This window comes from Psychrobacter sp. ANT_H59 (genome assembly GCF_008369225.1).
GTDB classification, from domain to species: domain Bacteria; phylum Pseudomonadota; class Gammaproteobacteria; order Pseudomonadales; family Moraxellaceae; genus Psychrobacter; species Psychrobacter cryohalolentis.
The window spans coordinates 1-17,760 of the sequence record NZ_VOBE01000005.1; the positions used below are offsets into that span (position 1 = coordinate 1).

The 17,760-nt window shown below is 41.8% G+C and carries 13 protein-coding genes; 8 read left to right on the top strand and 5 right to left on the bottom strand.

Annotation, left to right across the window (positions count from 1 at the left end; genetic code table 11):
- Nucleotides 1–208: 208 nt before the first annotated feature.
- Nucleotides 209–469, bottom strand: coding sequence for a DUF1289 domain-containing protein (locus tag FQ083_RS09495; RefSeq protein ID WP_133104990.1), 261 nt, complete (start codon nucleotides 467–469; stop codon nucleotides 209–211).
- A gap of 188 nt (nucleotides 470–657) precedes the next feature.
- Between FQ083_RS09495 and FQ083_RS09500 the strand changes: the two genes are divergently transcribed.
- From FQ083_RS09500 to FQ083_RS09510, 3 genes are all read left to right on the top strand, one after another.
- Entirely contained in the window at nucleotides 658–1,284 is a 627-nt protein-coding gene (locus tag FQ083_RS09500; RefSeq protein ID WP_149409677.1) for a YqiA/YcfP family alpha/beta fold hydrolase, read from the top strand.
- A 139-nt stretch (nucleotides 1,285–1,423) separates the two neighbouring features.
- Entirely contained in the window at nucleotides 1,424–3,310 is a 1,887-nt protein-coding gene (gene parE, locus FQ083_RS09505; RefSeq protein WP_133104989.1) for a DNA topoisomerase IV subunit B, read from the top strand.
- Nucleotides 3,311–3,444: 134 nt separating this feature from the next.
- Nucleotides 3,445–4,140, top strand: a complete 696-nt coding sequence (locus tag FQ083_RS09510) for a lysophospholipid acyltransferase family protein (protein WP_262881098.1) — start codon at nucleotides 3,445–3,447, stop codon at nucleotides 4,138–4,140.
- Nucleotides 4,141–4,252: 112 nt separating this feature from the next.
- Here FQ083_RS09510 and FQ083_RS09515 read toward each other — a convergent pair whose 3' ends face one another.
- Nucleotides 4,253–5,065: an SDR family NAD(P)-dependent oxidoreductase gene (locus tag FQ083_RS09515; protein WP_020444503.1), complete on the bottom strand. Its 813-nt coding sequence runs from the start codon at nucleotides 5,063–5,065 to the stop codon at nucleotides 4,253–4,255.
- A gap of 325 nt (nucleotides 5,066–5,390) precedes the next feature.
- Here FQ083_RS09515 and FQ083_RS09520 point away from each other — a divergent pair, with 325 nt between their 5' ends.
- A complete protein-coding gene (locus FQ083_RS09520; protein ID WP_188004102.1) occupies nucleotides 5,391–6,770 on the top strand; it encodes a hypothetical protein in 1,380 nt (459 codons plus the stop codon).
- 121 nt (nucleotides 6,771–6,891) lie between these two features.
- On the opposite strand, the gene FQ083_RS09525 is transcribed toward FQ083_RS09520, so the two are convergent.
- Nucleotides 6,892–8,589, bottom strand: coding sequence for a mechanosensitive ion channel (locus FQ083_RS09525; protein WP_020444501.1), 1,698 nt, complete (start codon nucleotides 8,587–8,589; stop codon nucleotides 6,892–6,894).
- 426 nt (nucleotides 8,590–9,015) lie between these two features.
- On the opposite strand from FQ083_RS09525, the gene FQ083_RS09530 reads away from it, so the two are divergent.
- On the top strand, nucleotides 9,016–9,747 hold the full coding sequence (locus FQ083_RS09530) for an FKBP-type peptidyl-prolyl cis-trans isomerase (protein ID WP_149409678.1): 732 nt from the start codon (nucleotides 9,016–9,018) through the stop codon (nucleotides 9,745–9,747).
- A 125-nt stretch (nucleotides 9,748–9,872) separates the two neighbouring features.
- Here FQ083_RS09530 and argA read toward each other — a convergent pair whose 3' ends face one another.
- Nucleotides 9,873–11,195 (bottom strand): amino-acid N-acetyltransferase, encoded by a 1,323-nt coding sequence (gene argA / locus FQ083_RS09535; RefSeq protein ID WP_149409679.1) that lies wholly within the window; start codon nucleotides 11,193–11,195, stop codon nucleotides 9,873–9,875.
- 402 nt (nucleotides 11,196–11,597) lie between these two features.
- On the opposite strand from argA, the gene FQ083_RS09540 reads away from it, so the two are divergent.
- Nucleotides 11,598–12,185 carry a hypothetical protein gene (locus FQ083_RS09540; protein WP_011514709.1) on the top strand — a complete coding sequence of 196 codons (588 nt, stop codon included), beginning with the start codon at nucleotides 11,598–11,600 and terminating at the stop codon, nucleotides 12,183–12,185.
- Nucleotides 12,186–12,309: 124 nt separating this feature from the next.
- Here the strand turns inward: FQ083_RS09540 and FQ083_RS09545 are convergent, their stop codons facing one another.
- On the bottom strand, nucleotides 12,310–13,317 hold the full coding sequence (locus tag FQ083_RS09545) for a patatin-like phospholipase family protein (protein WP_149409680.1): 1,008 nt from the start codon (nucleotides 13,315–13,317) through the stop codon (nucleotides 12,310–12,312).
- 267 nt (nucleotides 13,318–13,584) lie between these two features.
- Between FQ083_RS09545 and recG the strand changes: the two genes are divergently transcribed.
- The gene (gene recG, locus FQ083_RS09550; protein ID WP_149409681.1) at nucleotides 13,585–15,939 is read left to right on the top strand and encodes an ATP-dependent DNA helicase RecG; all 2,355 of its coding nucleotides are present in this window, start codon (nucleotides 13,585–13,587) and stop codon (nucleotides 15,937–15,939) included.
- Between the two features lie 426 nt (nucleotides 15,940–16,365).
- The gene (locus FQ083_RS09555) at nucleotides 16,366–17,481 is read left to right on the top strand and encodes an OmpW/AlkL family protein (protein WP_149409682.1); all 1,116 of its coding nucleotides are present in this window, start codon (nucleotides 16,366–16,368) and stop codon (nucleotides 17,479–17,481) included.
- The last annotated feature ends 279 nt before the right edge of the window (nucleotides 17,482–17,760 follow it).

A 17,760-nucleotide genomic window follows, 5' to 3' on the forward strand; every position in this document is an offset into this window, starting at 1 on the left:
AAGTGAAACATCGTCGCGCCAATGGTAGTGTGGTTCGCCCATGTGAGAGTAGGTCATCGTCAGCTCTCTATTCTAGATAAACCCCCAACGTTAATTCGTTGGGGGTTTTCTTTTGCCTGACGTTTGGATGAGTGAGTGTTTATCGGATAATCGCGCTGATTTATTCAATTTAGAGTACGTATCCTAGTGAGGCGTTATCATGAGCTTTTTAGAAAAGCTTACCCGCTTCTGCTGTGTCTTCAAAATCAAACCCCAACTGCTCACCTTTACGCTGTTTCATTTGTTCGATACGTTGCCTGCGTCCAGAGACTAGCCGTAGCACCTCACGGCGCTGCTCGTTAGTCATGCTCAGCCATAGCTGACGCTCAGGACGACTGCGCAAGCAACCAAAGCAATAGCCTTTTTTATTGCTTTTACAAAGACCAATACATGGATTGGCAATCTCGAACAGCTCAAACTGTTGATTCATGGCTACTCCATCGCTATTATCGTCATTCCTTTGACCTATATAAAACTGCAATGACAACATTATTATGTCGCAAATACTGACTAATAGTGTGCCGTTTTATTGTTATTATTTTTGTTTAGCGGGTGCTATGCTTGGCTTTGATAGCCTATATAAGATAATCATAACAAAATTAACAAGGGAGATGATACGTGAACCTGATTTATATCCATGGACTGGACAGTGATGCCAACTCTACCAAAGGGGTGCTGTTAGAAAAATACTGCCAGCGTCATTATCCTGATATCAATGTATATCGTCCTAACCTGAATAGTGCTCCTGAGCAAGTTTTTGAGCAACTAGTTAAATTGGTAACCGAACTCAGTAGAGAGGATAAAACCTTACTTATTGGTAGCTCGTTAGGAGGCTATTTTTCTACCTTGGTGAGCAATCATACAGGTTGCCCCGCACTATTGCTAAACCCTAGCACTCAGCCTCATATTACTCTACAGCGTTTTTCTGACACCTCAGTATCAAATCAAGAAAGCAGTGATGAGTTGTCTCATAGTGACGTCCTGCATACGACGGCGGGCGGCTGGAATATTACTCCCTTAGATTTACAATGGTTTGCAGACCATCAACTTTTAGCAGTAAATTATCCCGATAAAGTTGCTGTGCTACTGAAAAAAGGCGATGAGCTGTTAAATTCTGAATTGTCTAAAGCTTTTTATCAGAGTCAGGGCGCATCGGTAGCTGTGCAAGCAGGTGGCGATCACAGGTTTAGCGATTTTGGTGAGCAATTGCCAAAGGTGATTGATATGCTACAGCAGTTGCTCTAAGTTCAAATAAAGCTGACATAGCGTATTAAATAGACGACATTATCTGACGTAAGCGACTGACTATTACCGTTACCGTCGCTATTTTTCGTTATAATGGTTTAATAGAATTAATCGTATATGAATATTTAAGGATGCATTTGTGAGTCAGTATAATGCGCAATCATTAGAAGTTTTAGAAGGGCTTGAGCCAGTACGTCGTCGTCCCGGTATGTATACTGATACCACTCGCCCCAATCATTTGGCGCAAGAAGTTATTGATAACTCCGTCGATGAGGCATTGGGTGGTTACGCCAAAACTATCAAGGTTCAATTGCATAGTGATGGGTCGCTGTCGGTTGAGGATGATGGTCGCGGTATGCCGACAGATATTCACCCTGAGTTCAATCAATCGGGTATCGAGCTGATTTTGACCCGTTTGCATGCTGGTGGTAAATTTTCGACCTCTAATTATGAAGTTTCGGGCGGTTTGCATGGCGTGGGTATTTCTGTCGTTAATGCCTTGTCGACGCGAGTTGAAGTCACGGTATGGCGTGATAGCACGCAGTTTGAGATGGCGTTTGAAAATGGCGCGCCAGTGACGGCGCTAACTGAGACGATTAGCTCCAATAAGCGTAAACGTGGCACTAGGGTACGCTTTTGGGCAGATGGTAGCTTTTTTGATACGCCAAAATTCAATGTAAAGCATCTCAAGCATAATTTGAAAGCCAAAGCGGTTTTGGCAGCTGGACTGACGATTGAATTCACTGATGACATTAATGATGAAAAGGTGGTTTGGCAGTTTACCGATGGGGTGGTCGAGTATTTAAACGAACAATTAGATGGTCTTGAGACATTGCCTGAAGCACCGTTTTATTATAATTACGATGCGAAAGCGGGCGAACGAGCTGCCATTACCTTTGCCTTGTCTTGGTTGCCTGATGGTGGGACGCCGATTCAAGAAAGCTATGTGAACCTGATTCCGACAGCTCAGGGCGGTACTCACGTCAATGGACTACGCACGGGTATCTTAGAAGCATTGCGTGAGTTCTGCGATATTCATAATTTGCTACCACGTAGTGTGAAGCTAACCGCAGAAGATGTCTGGGACGGGGTGAACTATATTCTGTCTCTGAAGTTCTCTGAGCCACAGTTTTCTGGACAGACCAAAGAACGTTTATCTAGTCGCGAGGCTGCAGGCGCTGTACAGACATTGGCAAAAGATGCCTTTAGCCTATGGTTAAACCAGCATGCAGACATGGGTACGCAAATCGCTGAACTGGCGATTAATAAAGCAGGGCGTCGTTTAAAATCTGCTAAAAAAGTCGCCCGTAAGAAAATCACTCAGGGACCTGCATTGCCCGGTAAGTTGGCAGATTGCCGCGGTGATTTGCGTGATGGGGCTGAGCTGTTTTTGGTAGAAGGGGATTCTGCGGGTGGGAGTGCGAAGCAAGCACGTGATCGTCATTATCAGGCGATTCTACCCTTGCGTGGTAAGATTTTAAATACGTGGGAGGTCTCATCAGATACAGTGCTATCGAGTCAAGAAATTCATGATATTGCGATTGCCATTGGCGTTGATCCAGCATCTGACGATTTATCTGAGCTACGTTATGACAAGGTATGCATCTTAGCGGATGCCGATTCTGATGGACTGCATATTGCTACCTTGATCTGTGCGCTATTCGTGAAGCACTTTCCTGCCTTAGTCGATGCTGGTCATTTATTTGTTGCAATGCCGCCACTCTATCGCGTCGATGTGGCTAAAGAAGTGCATTATGCGTTAGATGAAACCGAGCTTCAGCATATTTTAGCCAATGTACCGGGCAATAAAAAAGCTCAAATCACACGTTTTAAAGGCTTGGGTGAGATGAGCGCTGAGCAGCTGCGTGAAACAACCATGAATCGCGATACTCGTCGTCTGGTTCAGTTGGATATGGATGACATGGTACTAACCAACAGTGTGATGGATATGCTGCTAGCCAAAAAGCGTGCTGCTGATCGTAAGATATGGCTAGAAGATAAAGGTAATCTAGCTGATATCTCATAGCTATTTTTAGGACGCTTAGCATTATTTATAATCATGATTGAGTAAGCTATAACATAACAAAAGCATGTAAAATCCAGATTAGTGATACCAGCTTAATGGTATTATATGGATATCTTCTACTACATGGTGCCGTTATGACATCAAAATTATTTAATCGCTCTAATGCTAACAGTGCTAAGCCGCCACGCTCTAAAACATTACCAAGTCTCAATAAAAAACAGCTTGGGAATTTGGTTCCTAGACGCGGCAACAAGATTGCGCCAGTGATTGCGTCTGCATTATTAAAAGCGGCAGGCTGGCGTACCGTTGGTGAGATAGAAAATATTCCACAGGCGGTGGTGCTAGCGCTTCCGCATACATCAAATATCGACGGTGTATATGCGATACCCAGTTTGTTTGCGCTCGATTTGAAAATTAGTATTATGGGCAAACACACCTTATTTAAGGTGCCGATCCTTGCACAATTGCTGCATTGGATAGGTATTGTTCCGATTGATCGCCGTAATAAAGGCTCCGTATTACAAGCGAGTATTGATAAATTTAAAACAGGTGAGCCATTATTTTTGGGGTTGTCGCCAGAAGGTACGCGTCAGTACACCAAAAATTGGAAGTCAGGCTTTTATTATTTAGCAGTGGGTGCCGGTGTGCCAATCTTGCCAGTGGCGCTGGATTACAATACCAAAGAGATACGCTTTATGCCTTTGGTCTATCCTACCGGAGATATCGAATCCGATTTGCCAAGAATATATGCTCAATATCAAGGTGTAATTCCAAGACATCCTGAGCGTTTATCGCAGCCGCTACAGGACGTTAATAAATCAGCGGAGTAGTTTTTTAAGTAGTAGCTGATTATATTTATAAAAAACCCCTGATATGGAGTATCAGGGGTTTCTTGTTTGCGCTTATTAATCTTGAGCCCTTACACATTAAGGTTTTATAAAGTTATAAAGGTAGCTGACGGTTAGAAGTGCTTACACCGCCATCGACGGGCAAATTGGTACCGGTAATCATGGCAGCATCATCGCTTGCTAAGAAAGTAATCACCGCGGCAATATCGTTTGGTGTAGCACAGCGTCCTAATGGACTATTATCTGATGATTCATCTATATTTGCTTGAAGATCTGTTATATCGGTATTTTGAATATCGGTGTTTTGAATCGCATCTGATATATCAGACTGAGTGACGCTTGGATTTACTGCATTAACGCGCACGCCGTCTGCGCTGTGTGCCGAAGCCAACGTACGGGTCAAATCAGTAATACCTGAGGTGGCAGCATCATAAGTTGCTGCACTCTGATCGCTACTACAAGCTGCAAATGAAGGAACGTTAATGATACTACCTTTACTCTGTATTAAGTAAGGCATAGCCGTCTGACAGACATACAAGGTTTCACTTAAATAGTCATCAACAGCTGGACTCTTCTGTTCAGTAGATAACCCACTATTTCTGCCTTGCGTCGTTTGTGCTGCGTTATTCACCAATATATCGATTGTTTCAAACTTATCGATGACTCTTTTTATCATCTCTTGTACTTGGCTCTCAACACCAATGTCACAAGCGATGGTTAAAAAGTTGTCGGTATGAATCCATGTACGGTCTTGTGGAAATCCTTCAGTGATTTGATTTAATGTATCGGTCGAGCGTCCGACGAGTATGACGTTAGCACCTTCATTCGCAAAACGAATGGCGGTTGCACGACCGATATGTGAGTCGGCACCTGTTACGACAACTGTTTTCTCTTTAAAGCGTTTCATGATGGGCAAGTCCTTGTTATCATCAGAGAGACATTTTCTAAATAAATGGGCTAATTATATTGTAAGGTAGCATGCGTATTAATTGATTCCTTAATACGCGAGTAATACCGCTTTTATATCATCATAACAAGTCACTGTGCTGAAAGCGACCATGTATAATTGCTATTATGTAGTTTATTTTTTATCCAATAGTCTTGGAGCAGCAGTTGCATTTATCCGCTGCACACCAATTGCGCCGCTTATAATAGCGTATTTTTTTTCAGACAAAAAGGTGGTAACTGTGCCCAGTGATTCGACGATGGTAATGTCTGATGGAAGCTATCTTATGAATGAAATGGCTTGTTATTTACGAGCAGATATCTTAAAGATTATCTTACCGGATATGCCAGTGATAGAGAGCAACTATCAAGCGCAATATTCTCAGTACCAGCTACCACTAGGCGATCTTAACTTAGTAGAGTGGGTGATATATTTGCCTACTGACATGCTGCCAGCTGATATTGAGGCACTAGGTAGGACAGTTTTTAATGCTGTAAATATATGGCGCAAGACTCATATATCAAGATCTATAGACAGCCAGTTACGTAGTATTGACGTCTTGGTTTTGGATATCCAGCGTCAAATTGATACTGATACTGATACTGATACTGATACTGATACTGATACTGATACTGATACTGATACTGATGTTCATAATAAATCCTGCAAAAAAAATCCTGTTCAACGTCTAGCCCATAGTTTTACGGACAGTAATTTAGTAGAGGGTTCGCTCGTTGATACAAGTGCATCTATTCAGCCATTACAAGCATTTGGCTGGCATGACTGGCATATTCATTTAAATAAATTACAGATACCTTGCGAGCTATGGCGATTTTTACACTATCGTTTAGGGCAGTCACAGCAGGATAATAAGGATCATATAACAAATTCCGAAAACGATATTATTACTGGATTTCTAAATGTTGCCGACTTCTTTGCACCTGCAATTACGATAGATAATGCGTTGATAAAATATGGTTTGCAAAATGAGCCTAACTCGGCATTGATAGCGATGTCGCTGGCACAGAAAACCAATAGCCCAACTAAGCAGATGTATCAACAGCATATGGCGCAAGCGGCTGCTTTATGGTCACAACTTAGCATGCAGATGTTAGAAACAGTTTATAAAAATCCTGCTGCGTTTAAGCAGAAAGAATCATTGGAGAAGTCTAGTAAGGCAGATTTTTCTCATTGGCAACAGCAGATATTAGATGAGTCATTGTTTTCGCGTCATGAGTTAGTTCGTACTTTATATAAGCATCCCAAGCAAGCGCAGCAGTTGCAGCAACAAGGCTATGTTGTCCACCAACATTCTTACGAGTGTTTGGGGCGGCATTATGTACTAATATTTTATGGACAAGATGCAGAAGGAAAGCATGGTAAGTCGGCTATACGCCCAAATTTAGCGAAAATCGCTTTAGATGTGGCGACACGGTTACCAATGGCAGAACTACATCATGTGGTTGTATTGGGTATAGATTTTATAATAGAGGCTGAAGATGCTTTTATGGATATTGATTTATGGATTCAGCCAGTTAATCCCATGACCCAGCGCGAGCGCCAACTGACTAAAAAGGTTCAGCAGTTGCAGCAAAGTAATCAGAGTAATGCTAGTGAAATTACCGAAGATAATAAGAAAAAAGCTCATTCTAATCATCTATCATAAGTGCGCTTAAATATTCCAAGTGCATCTCGCCCTAATAATACTGACTAAAATTACTTATTATCAAACATAAAAAAAGACAGCCTAAGCTGTCTTTTTTATAAAATAAATCAATAACGATAAATTATCTTAGATTATTAGGACCATCGATATCACTATCATCAGTTGCAATATGATTGATATCAACCGTAGAAGAATTTACATCACTGGTAGAGCTTAAGTTATTAGGTGTGATGGTATTATTATCTACTTGGGTTGTGCTGCTACCAAACGTATCAGTAGCTGTACTTGGCGTATTGTCACGTACTGAAGCAGCAACCTTATCTTGAGTCGATGAGCTTGGCGTCAAAGCAGATTTTGCTTTTGCTTCGTCACGTTCTCTGTCCATTTTATCCTGCATTTTGCGTAAGAAACGTGCTGCTGCTTCTTGACCACCTAGACCAAACGATAGGGCAAATGCTACGGCAACCGCACCTAAAGTTAGACCAAATGCTAGGTTAACGATAGAATCCGCAATACCCATCGCTTTTAGACCCATCGCAAGAACTAAGCCCATGATCAAAACGCGCACGATATTTGCTAGGAACTGTGAACCTTGTTCAGAGCGCTCAACGACACCAGCGATGATATTGGCAAGCCAAAAACCGATGAATAGGATGATTGCGCCTAGGATGATATTGGCACCGAAAGCAATAAACATCGCAATAATGGCTGAGATAGGTTCAAAACCTAATAAGTCAGCAGCAGCGATAGAGGCAAATAACATGGCAAAAAATACGATGGCATAGCCAACTAAGTCAGAAACCTTTTTATCACCCATGGTCTGTTGAAGACCAACTTTGGCAGGTAACTGATTGATTTGCGTATTTTCAAGCAAGCCTTTAATGATGTTTGCAACCATACGTACAACATAAAAAGTCACAACCAAGATAGCAATTGCCATAAAGATATTTGGCAAGGCTTCCATGATTTTGTTTAACATGTTGGTTGCAGGACGAGCAATTACATCAATTTTTAGGGCATTTAAAGCAGCAATGATTGTTGGAATAATCACTACTAGAAACGCTAAAGAACCTGCAATGTTGGGTAAGCTATTCTGTTCGCTTAAACCAGCTTTGGTTGCAAGCTTCTGGACATCAAAAGTAGAAACAAGGTTGGTTACGATGCCACGTACCACTTTGGCGATGATGTAACCTACTACGAATACTACAGCAGCAATCAGAATATTAGGGATAAAGCTGAAGATTTTATCAACCATATTGGTTAATGGAGCAAATAAACCATCTAGCTCTAGTTGGCCTAATACCATGGTCAATACTACTAATAGAATGAACCAATAAACCATGTCAGCAATCGTGCTGCTCATGGGTTTTACACCAGCTTTTGCACTCAAACGCTCATCCATTGAGGTTTTTGAAAGTGCAGCATTGATGGCAGTACGTGCAACTGTTGCAATTACCCAACCGATCACACCAACTGCAATAGCAGCGATAAGATTAGGGATAAAGGTGAGTACTTGGTTTACCATATTGGCAAACGGTGCTGAAATAGAGTTTAGGTTTAACTGACTTAACGCGCCAGAAATAGCGATAACGAAAATAAACCAAAAAACAATCTTAGAGATGATGCCCTCTAAGTCATAGCTTTTACCCGTTGAAGAGTTCATACGTTGATTAAGATTGATTTTAGACAGCACGCCGCGTACCAGAGCAGCAATGCCCAAGGCGACAAGCCAACCAATGATAAAAATAAGAATAGCGCCGATGATGGAGCCGATAGGGCCACCCAGATAACCGTTGAAAGATGTAAACATTGGATTCATCCTGTCCTCCTCTAATGATCATGTGTCTGCTATAAGATAAGAAAATCACTTTAATTCAAGCGTTTCATCTGAGGCAAACACACACCTATTTATTAGTATTTTTAATTAAAATTATTTGTAAATTTGATTTTAGAGCTTTATAAGAAATTTATAATTAACAATCAGTAGTCACTATTAAAAAGACATATCTTTTGTTATTTCTTTCCTTAACCAATTTAGCTTAGCTTATGTAATTATGAATTTAAAGATAGAAAGCTTAACGTCTTACTATATTTGTGTGATAAGTTGTTATTTTTACGGTAAATATTAACATAGACTGTACATTTGACCGATAATTTCAAGTGAGTCATAGCAGGCAAAACTAAGATTTGCTATTATAGATAAATGTGACATCTCGCCACTATTATTACAATTTGAGAGCATTTTATGAAAAAAATCACTACCCTAAGTATCAGTGCCCTTGCTAGTGCTATGTTATTAATCACAGGCTGTAGCGCAAACAATGGCAGTAAAGAAACCGCTACCAAAAGTGTTTCAGTGACTGAACAAAGTCCTGCCAAGGAAAAAGTAGGCTATAGCTTGGGCTATATGATGGCAGAAGGGAATAAAGAAGCGGTTGGGGATCTGCACCTAGATACGTTTGAAAAAGGTTTTCGTGATGGCTATGAAGGCAAAAAAGCGGCATTGACAGAAGAGCAAATGCAAGAAGTGTTAATGACCTATCAAAAAGAACAGGAAGCGAAGTTTGTGAAAGATATGGAATCTAAAGCGGGTGCAAACAAAACTAAGGGCGCCGCATTCTTAGTAGAGAATGGCAAAAAAGCTGGCGTAAAAACCACTGCTTCAGGTCTACAATATAAAGTAGTGACCGCAGGTACTGGCAAGTCGCCAAAAGCTACGGACGTGGTTGAAGTAAACTACGAAGGTAAATTGATTGACGGTACTGTATTCGATAGCTCATACGAGCGCGGTGAGCCAATTGAATTCCCACTAAACCAAGTGATTGCTGGTTGGACTGAAGGTCTACAGTTGATGAAAGAGGGCGGTAAATACGAGTTTTATATCCCCTCTGATATCGCTTATGGTGAAGCGGGTAACGCAGGTATCGAGCCTAATAGCACGCTAATCTTTACCGTTGAGCTATTAAAGGTAAAGTAATTAGCAGTAATTAATGCTAATTTAGTATTGATACAATAGACGCAAAAAGAAGCCCTCTTAATGTAAGAGGGCTTCTTTTTGCGCAAGAAATAGCACTTAAGCTTTCGTCGTTAATGAGCCATTATTTAAAGATTCTTTTGGAAAACTTTAGAATTGCGACCGTTATTATACTTCTCGCGGCGTACTTCAGGTAAGGCACTTGCCTCAACTTCAGCAAACCCTTGTTCAACGAACCAATGTGCTGTACGAGTGGTCAATACAAATAACTTGTGTAGACCATGGCTGCGTGCTTGTTGCTCCAAAAATGCCAGTAAATCAGCGCCGCGGCTACCGCTGCGATATTCTGGATGTACCGCGACGCAGGCAACTTCTGCTGAATCTGTATCGAGTGGATAAAGCGCTGCACAACCTAAAATCATGCCGTCACGTTCGATGACGCTGTAATTATCAATCTCTTGCTCCAAGCGTTCGCGTGAGCGACTGACCAAGATACCTTGCTCTTCTAACGGCGATAATAGCTCTATCAGCCCTACCACGTCATCGACATCAGCGCGGCGAATCTCTTCGTAAGGGTCGTGACTAATCAAGGTGCCAGAACCATCACGGGTAAATAGCTCTTCAAGTAGTGCGCCGTTTTTGGCATAAGAGATAATATGGGTGCGATGAACCCCTTGGCGACAGGCATTGCTGGCACAGCTTAAGAAGTAATTAATCTCACAGTTTAGATCACGGTCACGTAAGAAGCGATCGACCTCATTTGGAATCATCTCACGTAGCAAACGATCATTGTGATTGATACCGGCTTCTTCGCTTAAGAATATAAGCTTGTCGGCACCAAGCGCCACGGCGGCACTAAGAGCAACATCTTCCGCGAGCAAGTTAAAGACTTCGCCGGTTGCCGAATAGCCCATAGAGCCTAAAATTACAATATGATCGTGTAGTAGATTATTTTTGATGGCTTCAACATCGATAGAGCGTACTTCGCCTGTCATCTGGTAATCAACGCCATCGCGGATACCATAAGGACGCGCAGTGACAAAATTGCCCGACACTGCATCAATACGTGAGCCGTACATAGGTGAGTTGGCAAGCCCCATCGATAGCTGCGCTTCAATCTGCAAGCGAATAGCACCAACCGCTTGTAATATAGAAGGCATCGCAACGCGAGGTGTCACACGAATATCTTGATGCAGTGGCGATTCAATATCAGCATCTTTGAGGTTTTTCTCGATTTGGGGTCGCGCCCCATGCACCAATACCAGCTTGATACCCAAGCTATGCAATAAAGCAAAGTCATGAATCAGTGTGCTGAAATTTGGATGATTGACCGCCTCACCACCAAACATAATCACGAACGTTTTGCCGCGATGGGTATTGATATAGGGGGCAGAATTACGGAACCAATGGACGTATTCAGGGTTAATCTGGGGCATGGCGCTAGTAGTCATAATGGGAGCAATAGTCGTTAGAATAAGAAAAAGGACGTGACAGAAAATGCCTGTCGCTAAAGGATCGCTAAAGATTTACCATAGCAAAAAACGTCGTTATGAGCTATCTTTTATTTCAGTAGCGTTAAAGAGTCTTCACAGCAGATTAACGATATACACAACATCAACACAGGGTTAATGTTCGTATAAATGCTTTTTGTTATGCTAAGCGCTATTGCTTTACCGATGGCTTACGCAGATAATTGATAAAAATAATAATGTTTAAAAGTTAACATGACTGAGTATGACCATATATGATGGTAAATTGCTTATTCTCCTATATTTTTAAAACTACTAATTTTTACCATCTCCTTTTTTACCAGCTTTGTTTTACCGATACATCAACTAGGGATAATGAATGTCATGAAGAAAAGTAACCATTTTGCGAACCCATTCAGTGCATGGACTGGACACCGTTTGTTTCATGTTGTCGCTGGTACGCTCGTTGGCGTTATGGCTGTCACGCAAGCATCAGCGATGTTGCCCACACCAGAACAAGCCGTTAATAATTCAGTAGCGGTTCAGTCAAACTTTAATCAAAACAGTCAGTCAAATGCGCAAGCAGTTAACAGTAGAATTACAGCGTCATTGATTAGTGTTGATGCCAATGGTAAAGAAATACTGGTTCCTGTGGATGCAAATACGCGTTTGCAGTCAGGTAATGTTTTAGAGTATCAAGGCTATTTTACCAATACCAATGCCGATCGTGTTCGTAAAATGACCGTGACGATGAGTATTCCTGAACAAGTAGAATTGCTGCGTGCTGTTTCTCCTGATTTTCCTTATGGTAGTGCAGATGGCAATACCTTTGCCCGTATGCCGCTACGTGGAAAAGTTGACAATCAGTTGCAAGAAATTCCGTTAAAATTCTATAAAGCCGTACGCTGGGATCTAGAAGGCGTAGGTCTTAATGATACAGTCGCAGTGAAATACCGTGCACGTGTCAAATAAGTTTATGCTTTGATATCTGCTTCAACAAAAAAGCACCGCAGCAATCACTGTGGTGCTTTTTTTATCGTCAATCTTTAATATCTGTAGTTAGCAGGATTTTTTATATATCCTTTTTCACTATAAATTAAAGAGTGGCATATTTACTCTTGGATTTCTCGTTAATAAGTTGCTTAATGGCATGAATTTGGGCGGTAGTGGCTTGCGAGCCAGCAGCAATCACAGCGCTGCGCTGGCTAGTATCTAGCGAGCTGATATGACCGACATTTGGCATAATCACAATATCAGCACTATCACGCTCATGACGCATTGATGCAGCGCTATGATTAATCGGAGATGCTTTCGCGTTATAGGCTGCATTGGCGATTAAACTGTTTTCAAGAAAGCCCCAAAAGCTGGTTAATGAATTGATGTTTGGTTTTTGATTGACAGTCGATGTATTAGCGTTAGCAGCAGTCACATCAACGGCGATGATAATATCGGCACCCAAATCACGGGCGCTATCCACAGGCACCAAGCTGACCACGCCACCATCAATATATTTTTTGCCGACTTTTTCAGGGATGCGCGGTGCAATAAAGATATTAGGCACACTACAGGATGCTTGTACTGCAAGCCCAACATCACCGGTGGTAAATACGGTCTTTTTCAGCGTATTTTTTTCAGCAGTAATAGCGGCAAAGCGGATTGGGAAGTTTTCTATCGTTCGTCCACCAACATTCGCGTTAATAAAGTTTTTGAGCTTAATACCTTCGATAAAGCCTTGGTTAGATAAGGTAAAGTCTGTCAATTCACTATCAGTGGTGTTCAATGCCAAGTGTTCAAGCTGCTTTGCAGTATAACCACTGGCATATAAGCTACCAACTAAGCTCCCGACACTGGTGCCTACTACCAGTGTCGGTTTGATACCGTTCTCTTCTAATGCTTTAATCACGCCTACATGAGCGAAACCTTTTGCACCGCCACCACCTAATACTAAAGCTACCGTAGGTTTGTTCGGTACTGACGTATCTGCTGGCGCGACTGGCGTCAAACTATTGCAAGCACTCATCAATATAGCAAATATAGCGAAGAGGCTCAGACGAAGCGTCAATAAAAAATGATAATAAGGGTGGCAGATAGAATGAGAGGACATAAAAAACCTTATCAAAAATTATCATAGAGGAATAAATAGCGGTGTAGTAAGGTATTCATCAATAGGTTACGCAGAAATCAGCTAGACGTTGTATGGCGAAATAGCTTAGCATAAGGTATTAGTTAGCATAATAATTTAGCGGTATAGCTAGGCACGTTACAGAATATTGATCATTATCACATGATAAGACAGCTTATAAGCTAGCATGAATTCTTGAACAAGACACTTGACCCTATAAAATTTATATTAACATCGTTAGGATTTTTGATGCCCACATCGGTTAACCCTGCTACACCTCATTTACTAGACGTTTTGGCACTTGATATGCCGGTGACGGCGCTGGCAGGTGTTGGACCAAAAGTGGCCGAGCAATTGACGCAATTGGGCATTGCCCGTATCTTTGATTTGCTACTACATCTGCCGCGCGACTATGAAGATCGTAGTCGCTTGGTATCAATAGGCGATGTGGCTCATGGACAAGCCGCCATGATTACTGGTCGCGTCGTGCATGTCGATACCAATCGCAGCGGCATGACGGTGATTGTAGATGATGACACGGGTACGATATCTCTACGCTTTTTTAAGGTATATCGTGGACTTGCTCAAACCATGTGTCTAGGTACCCATCTACAATTATTCGGTGAAGTCAAAGTGAGCCGCTACGGTAAGCAGATACCTCATCCTGAATATCAAATTATCAGCAGTAACGAGACGGTAGTAAATACGGGTTTACAGCCTATTTATCCAAGCGTTAAAGGTTTACATCAAAATAAGCTGCGTACATTGATTAAGCTTGCACTACAAACGGTTCGTAGTCAGGGCTTGCCAATGACTTTATTTACGCCTGAGGATTTTTCAGTCGTTGCGGATTTGCCATTAGTGCCTTTTGAACCAGCTAAAATACCGATAACCGAGCCAGACTATCCAGAAGATATCTTTTCCACCCTCGCGCGTAGTGTGCCTGACAACGGTTTTAGTAGTAGTGTTAGTGATAGCAATAACAGTAGCGTCAATAGGACGAAGCCCTCTTTTTATCATAGTCAAAATAATACCAGTTCCGATGCTATAAGTATGGCTAACAATAACGTCTATAATTTAACCATATTTGAGGCGTTGGTATTACTGCATACGCCGCCTACTTATACTGATGCTGGTCAACAATACAAATTATTAACCCAATTAAGCGCTCGTACTCATGCTGCTTGTCAACGCCTCATTATTGAAGAGTTGACTGCACATCAGCTCAGCTTATTATATCGCCGTCAGCAATTACATCAGTATAAAGCGCCAAAATGCGCTATCCAAAGTCCATTGGCAGATAAATTGTTTGGTGCGTTGCCATTTAATTTAACGGGTGCACAAAAAAGAGTTATGAGGGATATTACCGCTGATATGGCGACTTCAATACCAATGCTCAGATTGGTACAAGGCGATGTTGGCGCTGGTAAAACCTTAGTCGCGGCAGGCGCGGCGGGTTATGCATTAGATAGTGGTTGGCAGGTGGCGGTGATGGCACCGACGGAGATTTTAGCGGAACAGCATTTGGTTAATTTCAAAAACTGGTTTGAGCCGTTAGGTATTGGGGTCGGTTGGTTGGCTGGTAAACAAACCGCTAAGCAGCGCCGCGAAGCGTTAGAAGCGGTGAGCGAGAATACCGTACAAGTAGTCGTTGGTACTCATGCGCTTTTTCAGAATCAGGTACAATTTGCCAAATTGGGTTTGGTTATTATCGATGAACAGCATCGCTTTGGTGTTGAGCAGCGTATGGCGTTGACCAATAAAGGCGTGGCTGGTAGCACACCGCATCAGCTGATTATGACTGCAACGCCCATTCCGCGGACGCTAGCGATGAGTGTTTATGGCGATATGGACACTTCTATTATCGATGAGCTACCACCAGGGCGTACACCGATTACTACCGTAACAATTGACCGCAACCGCCGTGATGAGGTGATTGAACGTATTGCAGTTAATTGTGAAGCTGGCAGGCAGGCATATTGGGTGTGCTCACTGGTTGAAGAGTCGAGTGTACTCGATGCGCAAGCTGCTGAGGCGACTTATGAAGATTTGAGCGAGCGTCTGGATATTCGCATTGGCTTGGTGCATGGCAAAATGAAAGGCGCTGATAAACAAGCCATTATGCAAGCGTTTAAGGCAGGACAACTTGATTTGTTAATAGCTACCACAGTTATCGAAGTGGGTGTTGATGTGCCTAATGCTTCTCTGATGGTCATTGAAAATGCAGAGCGATTGGGTCTATCGCAATTGCACCAATTACGCGGGCGAGTCGGGCGCGGTTCAACAAAAAGCTATTGTGTGCTGTTGTATCAGAAGCCGTTGTCAGAGACAGGTATTGAACGTCTAAATGTATTGCGTGATAGTACTGATGGTTTTGTCATTGCGCAAAAAGATTTAGAGCTGCGTGGTCCGGGCGAGTTATTAGGAAAGCGTCAAACAGGTAATATCGGGTATTATTTGGCGGACCTTATTCGGGATGAGCAGTTATTTGCTATTGCCCAGCGTTTGGCAAAGCATCTGATTGCAGATCCTGCACGCAAAGCCGATGTCAGCCAACTGATTCATCGTTGGATGCCATCGGCAAGTCGTTATACCAATGCTTAATGATAGTTAACTCAACCTGTTTTCTATTACTGATTACTATAAAAAAAGCCATTATTTTAAGAAAATAATGGCTTTTTTATGGTTTTATAAATCATTTATCAACCAATAATTAACACTGTATTCTGATTTTAATGAACTAATATTGACTTATGTGTTCATGAGTTATTATTGAACTATGATTATTTGTGTGGCAGTTTACGATAATGGATTGGCACAGTGTCTTCCATGCGTTTGCTAGGATATCGCGTTTTGCATAATGATATATGGTTAAAATATGCGTATTTCTAGTCGTTTTATCGATTCTAACAGGACGTTAGGATGAGAACTTGATTAGCTTCATACTGGCAATCTATCTGCTTTGTCTGATGACTACTGTGCCATTCATGCTTTTTATTAACGACCTGAATTTATTAACAAGGATGTTTCATGAAAAAGACGTTAACCTTCGTTTGTGCTATCGCCACACCATTATTATTTAGCCAGTCTGCTTTTGCTGCATTCGATTATTTTAAAAGCGATGGTAGCTTCAAACGCTTTTCGGTCTCTGCTGGCTGGTTGCATGCCTCTCCGCAAGGCACGGCCAATCCTCTAGAAAATACGACAGCCATTAAAGATGGTACTGTCGCTAAAAACGGCAGTGTTAAAATAAAAACTGTCAGAGAGGTTATTGATCCTGATCAAAGTGAGCTTACTAAAGTTAAAGTAAATACAGGCCTAACTGCTATAGGGGTAGTAAGCTTTAGAGGTGAAGAAACTGATTTGTCTAGAACTACCCTAGGTGATGTATCAGGTCAAGTTAAGCTTGGCGGTTTAGAGAATTTCAGCAGTCCAGGTACGGGTCTTGAGTCTGCTGATGTTGATACTTTTGGTTCGCTATTTAACTATTATCTAAATGATAACTGGTCAATTGAGGTAAAAGCCGGATTTCCTCCTAAAGTAGATATTATGGGTAAAGGGAAAGTGTATGCACCTATATCTGGTGAGGTTACAGCTGGTGGAATAGGAGAATATGCACTACCAAAATTTAAAATTAAAAAAGAACAGCTTATAACCGATTTAGAACAAGGTGATGGCGTCGCGTCGAGTGCTCGCGCATGGCTACCGGCAGCGGGGGTGCAATATCAGTTTGGCAAATCTGGGGTCAATAAGTTTCGCCCTTATGTCGGTGCTGGGGTCATGTATGCCTATTTTAACGGTATTGAGCTAAATGATGGTATTCGTAAGGATTTAGAGGCAGCTGGACATCAAATTCAGAATATCAAAGATGGAAAATCGGGTGCTGCGCTAGAAAATGTGCCATCCAATCGAGAGATGAACGTGGATGTGGAGGCAGAAAGCGCTTTTGCACCTATCGTCACTGTTGGCGCTACTTATGATTTCAATGATAGATGGTTTGGAGTCGGGTCATTGTCTTATGCAAAACTGGACAGCGATACGACCATCACCGTTAAAAATGATAAGAATGAAGAGTTGATTCGATCGAAAGCTCACCTCGATATCGATCCTTATATTACTTTCCTTGGCGTCGGCTATCGTTTTTAATAGAAGGTTTGTAGTAACTACAGAATAGTAGGGTAAACATAGCGCATATTCTTAGGAATGTGCGTTTTGTCTTACGATCTACAAAAAGAATCTCTATCCTGTCAAATTCATTAATAAGCAGTATGTATGGCTTATCACTTTTAGTATGTTCGCTTGGAGCGTTTTTATATCTGCCGATATTGAGTTAGTATGGAACTTACGAAGCTCAGACACTATATATATAAATCAGATGACAACTTAATATATGCTATGCTCAATAAATTTACGAACTATTGTAGT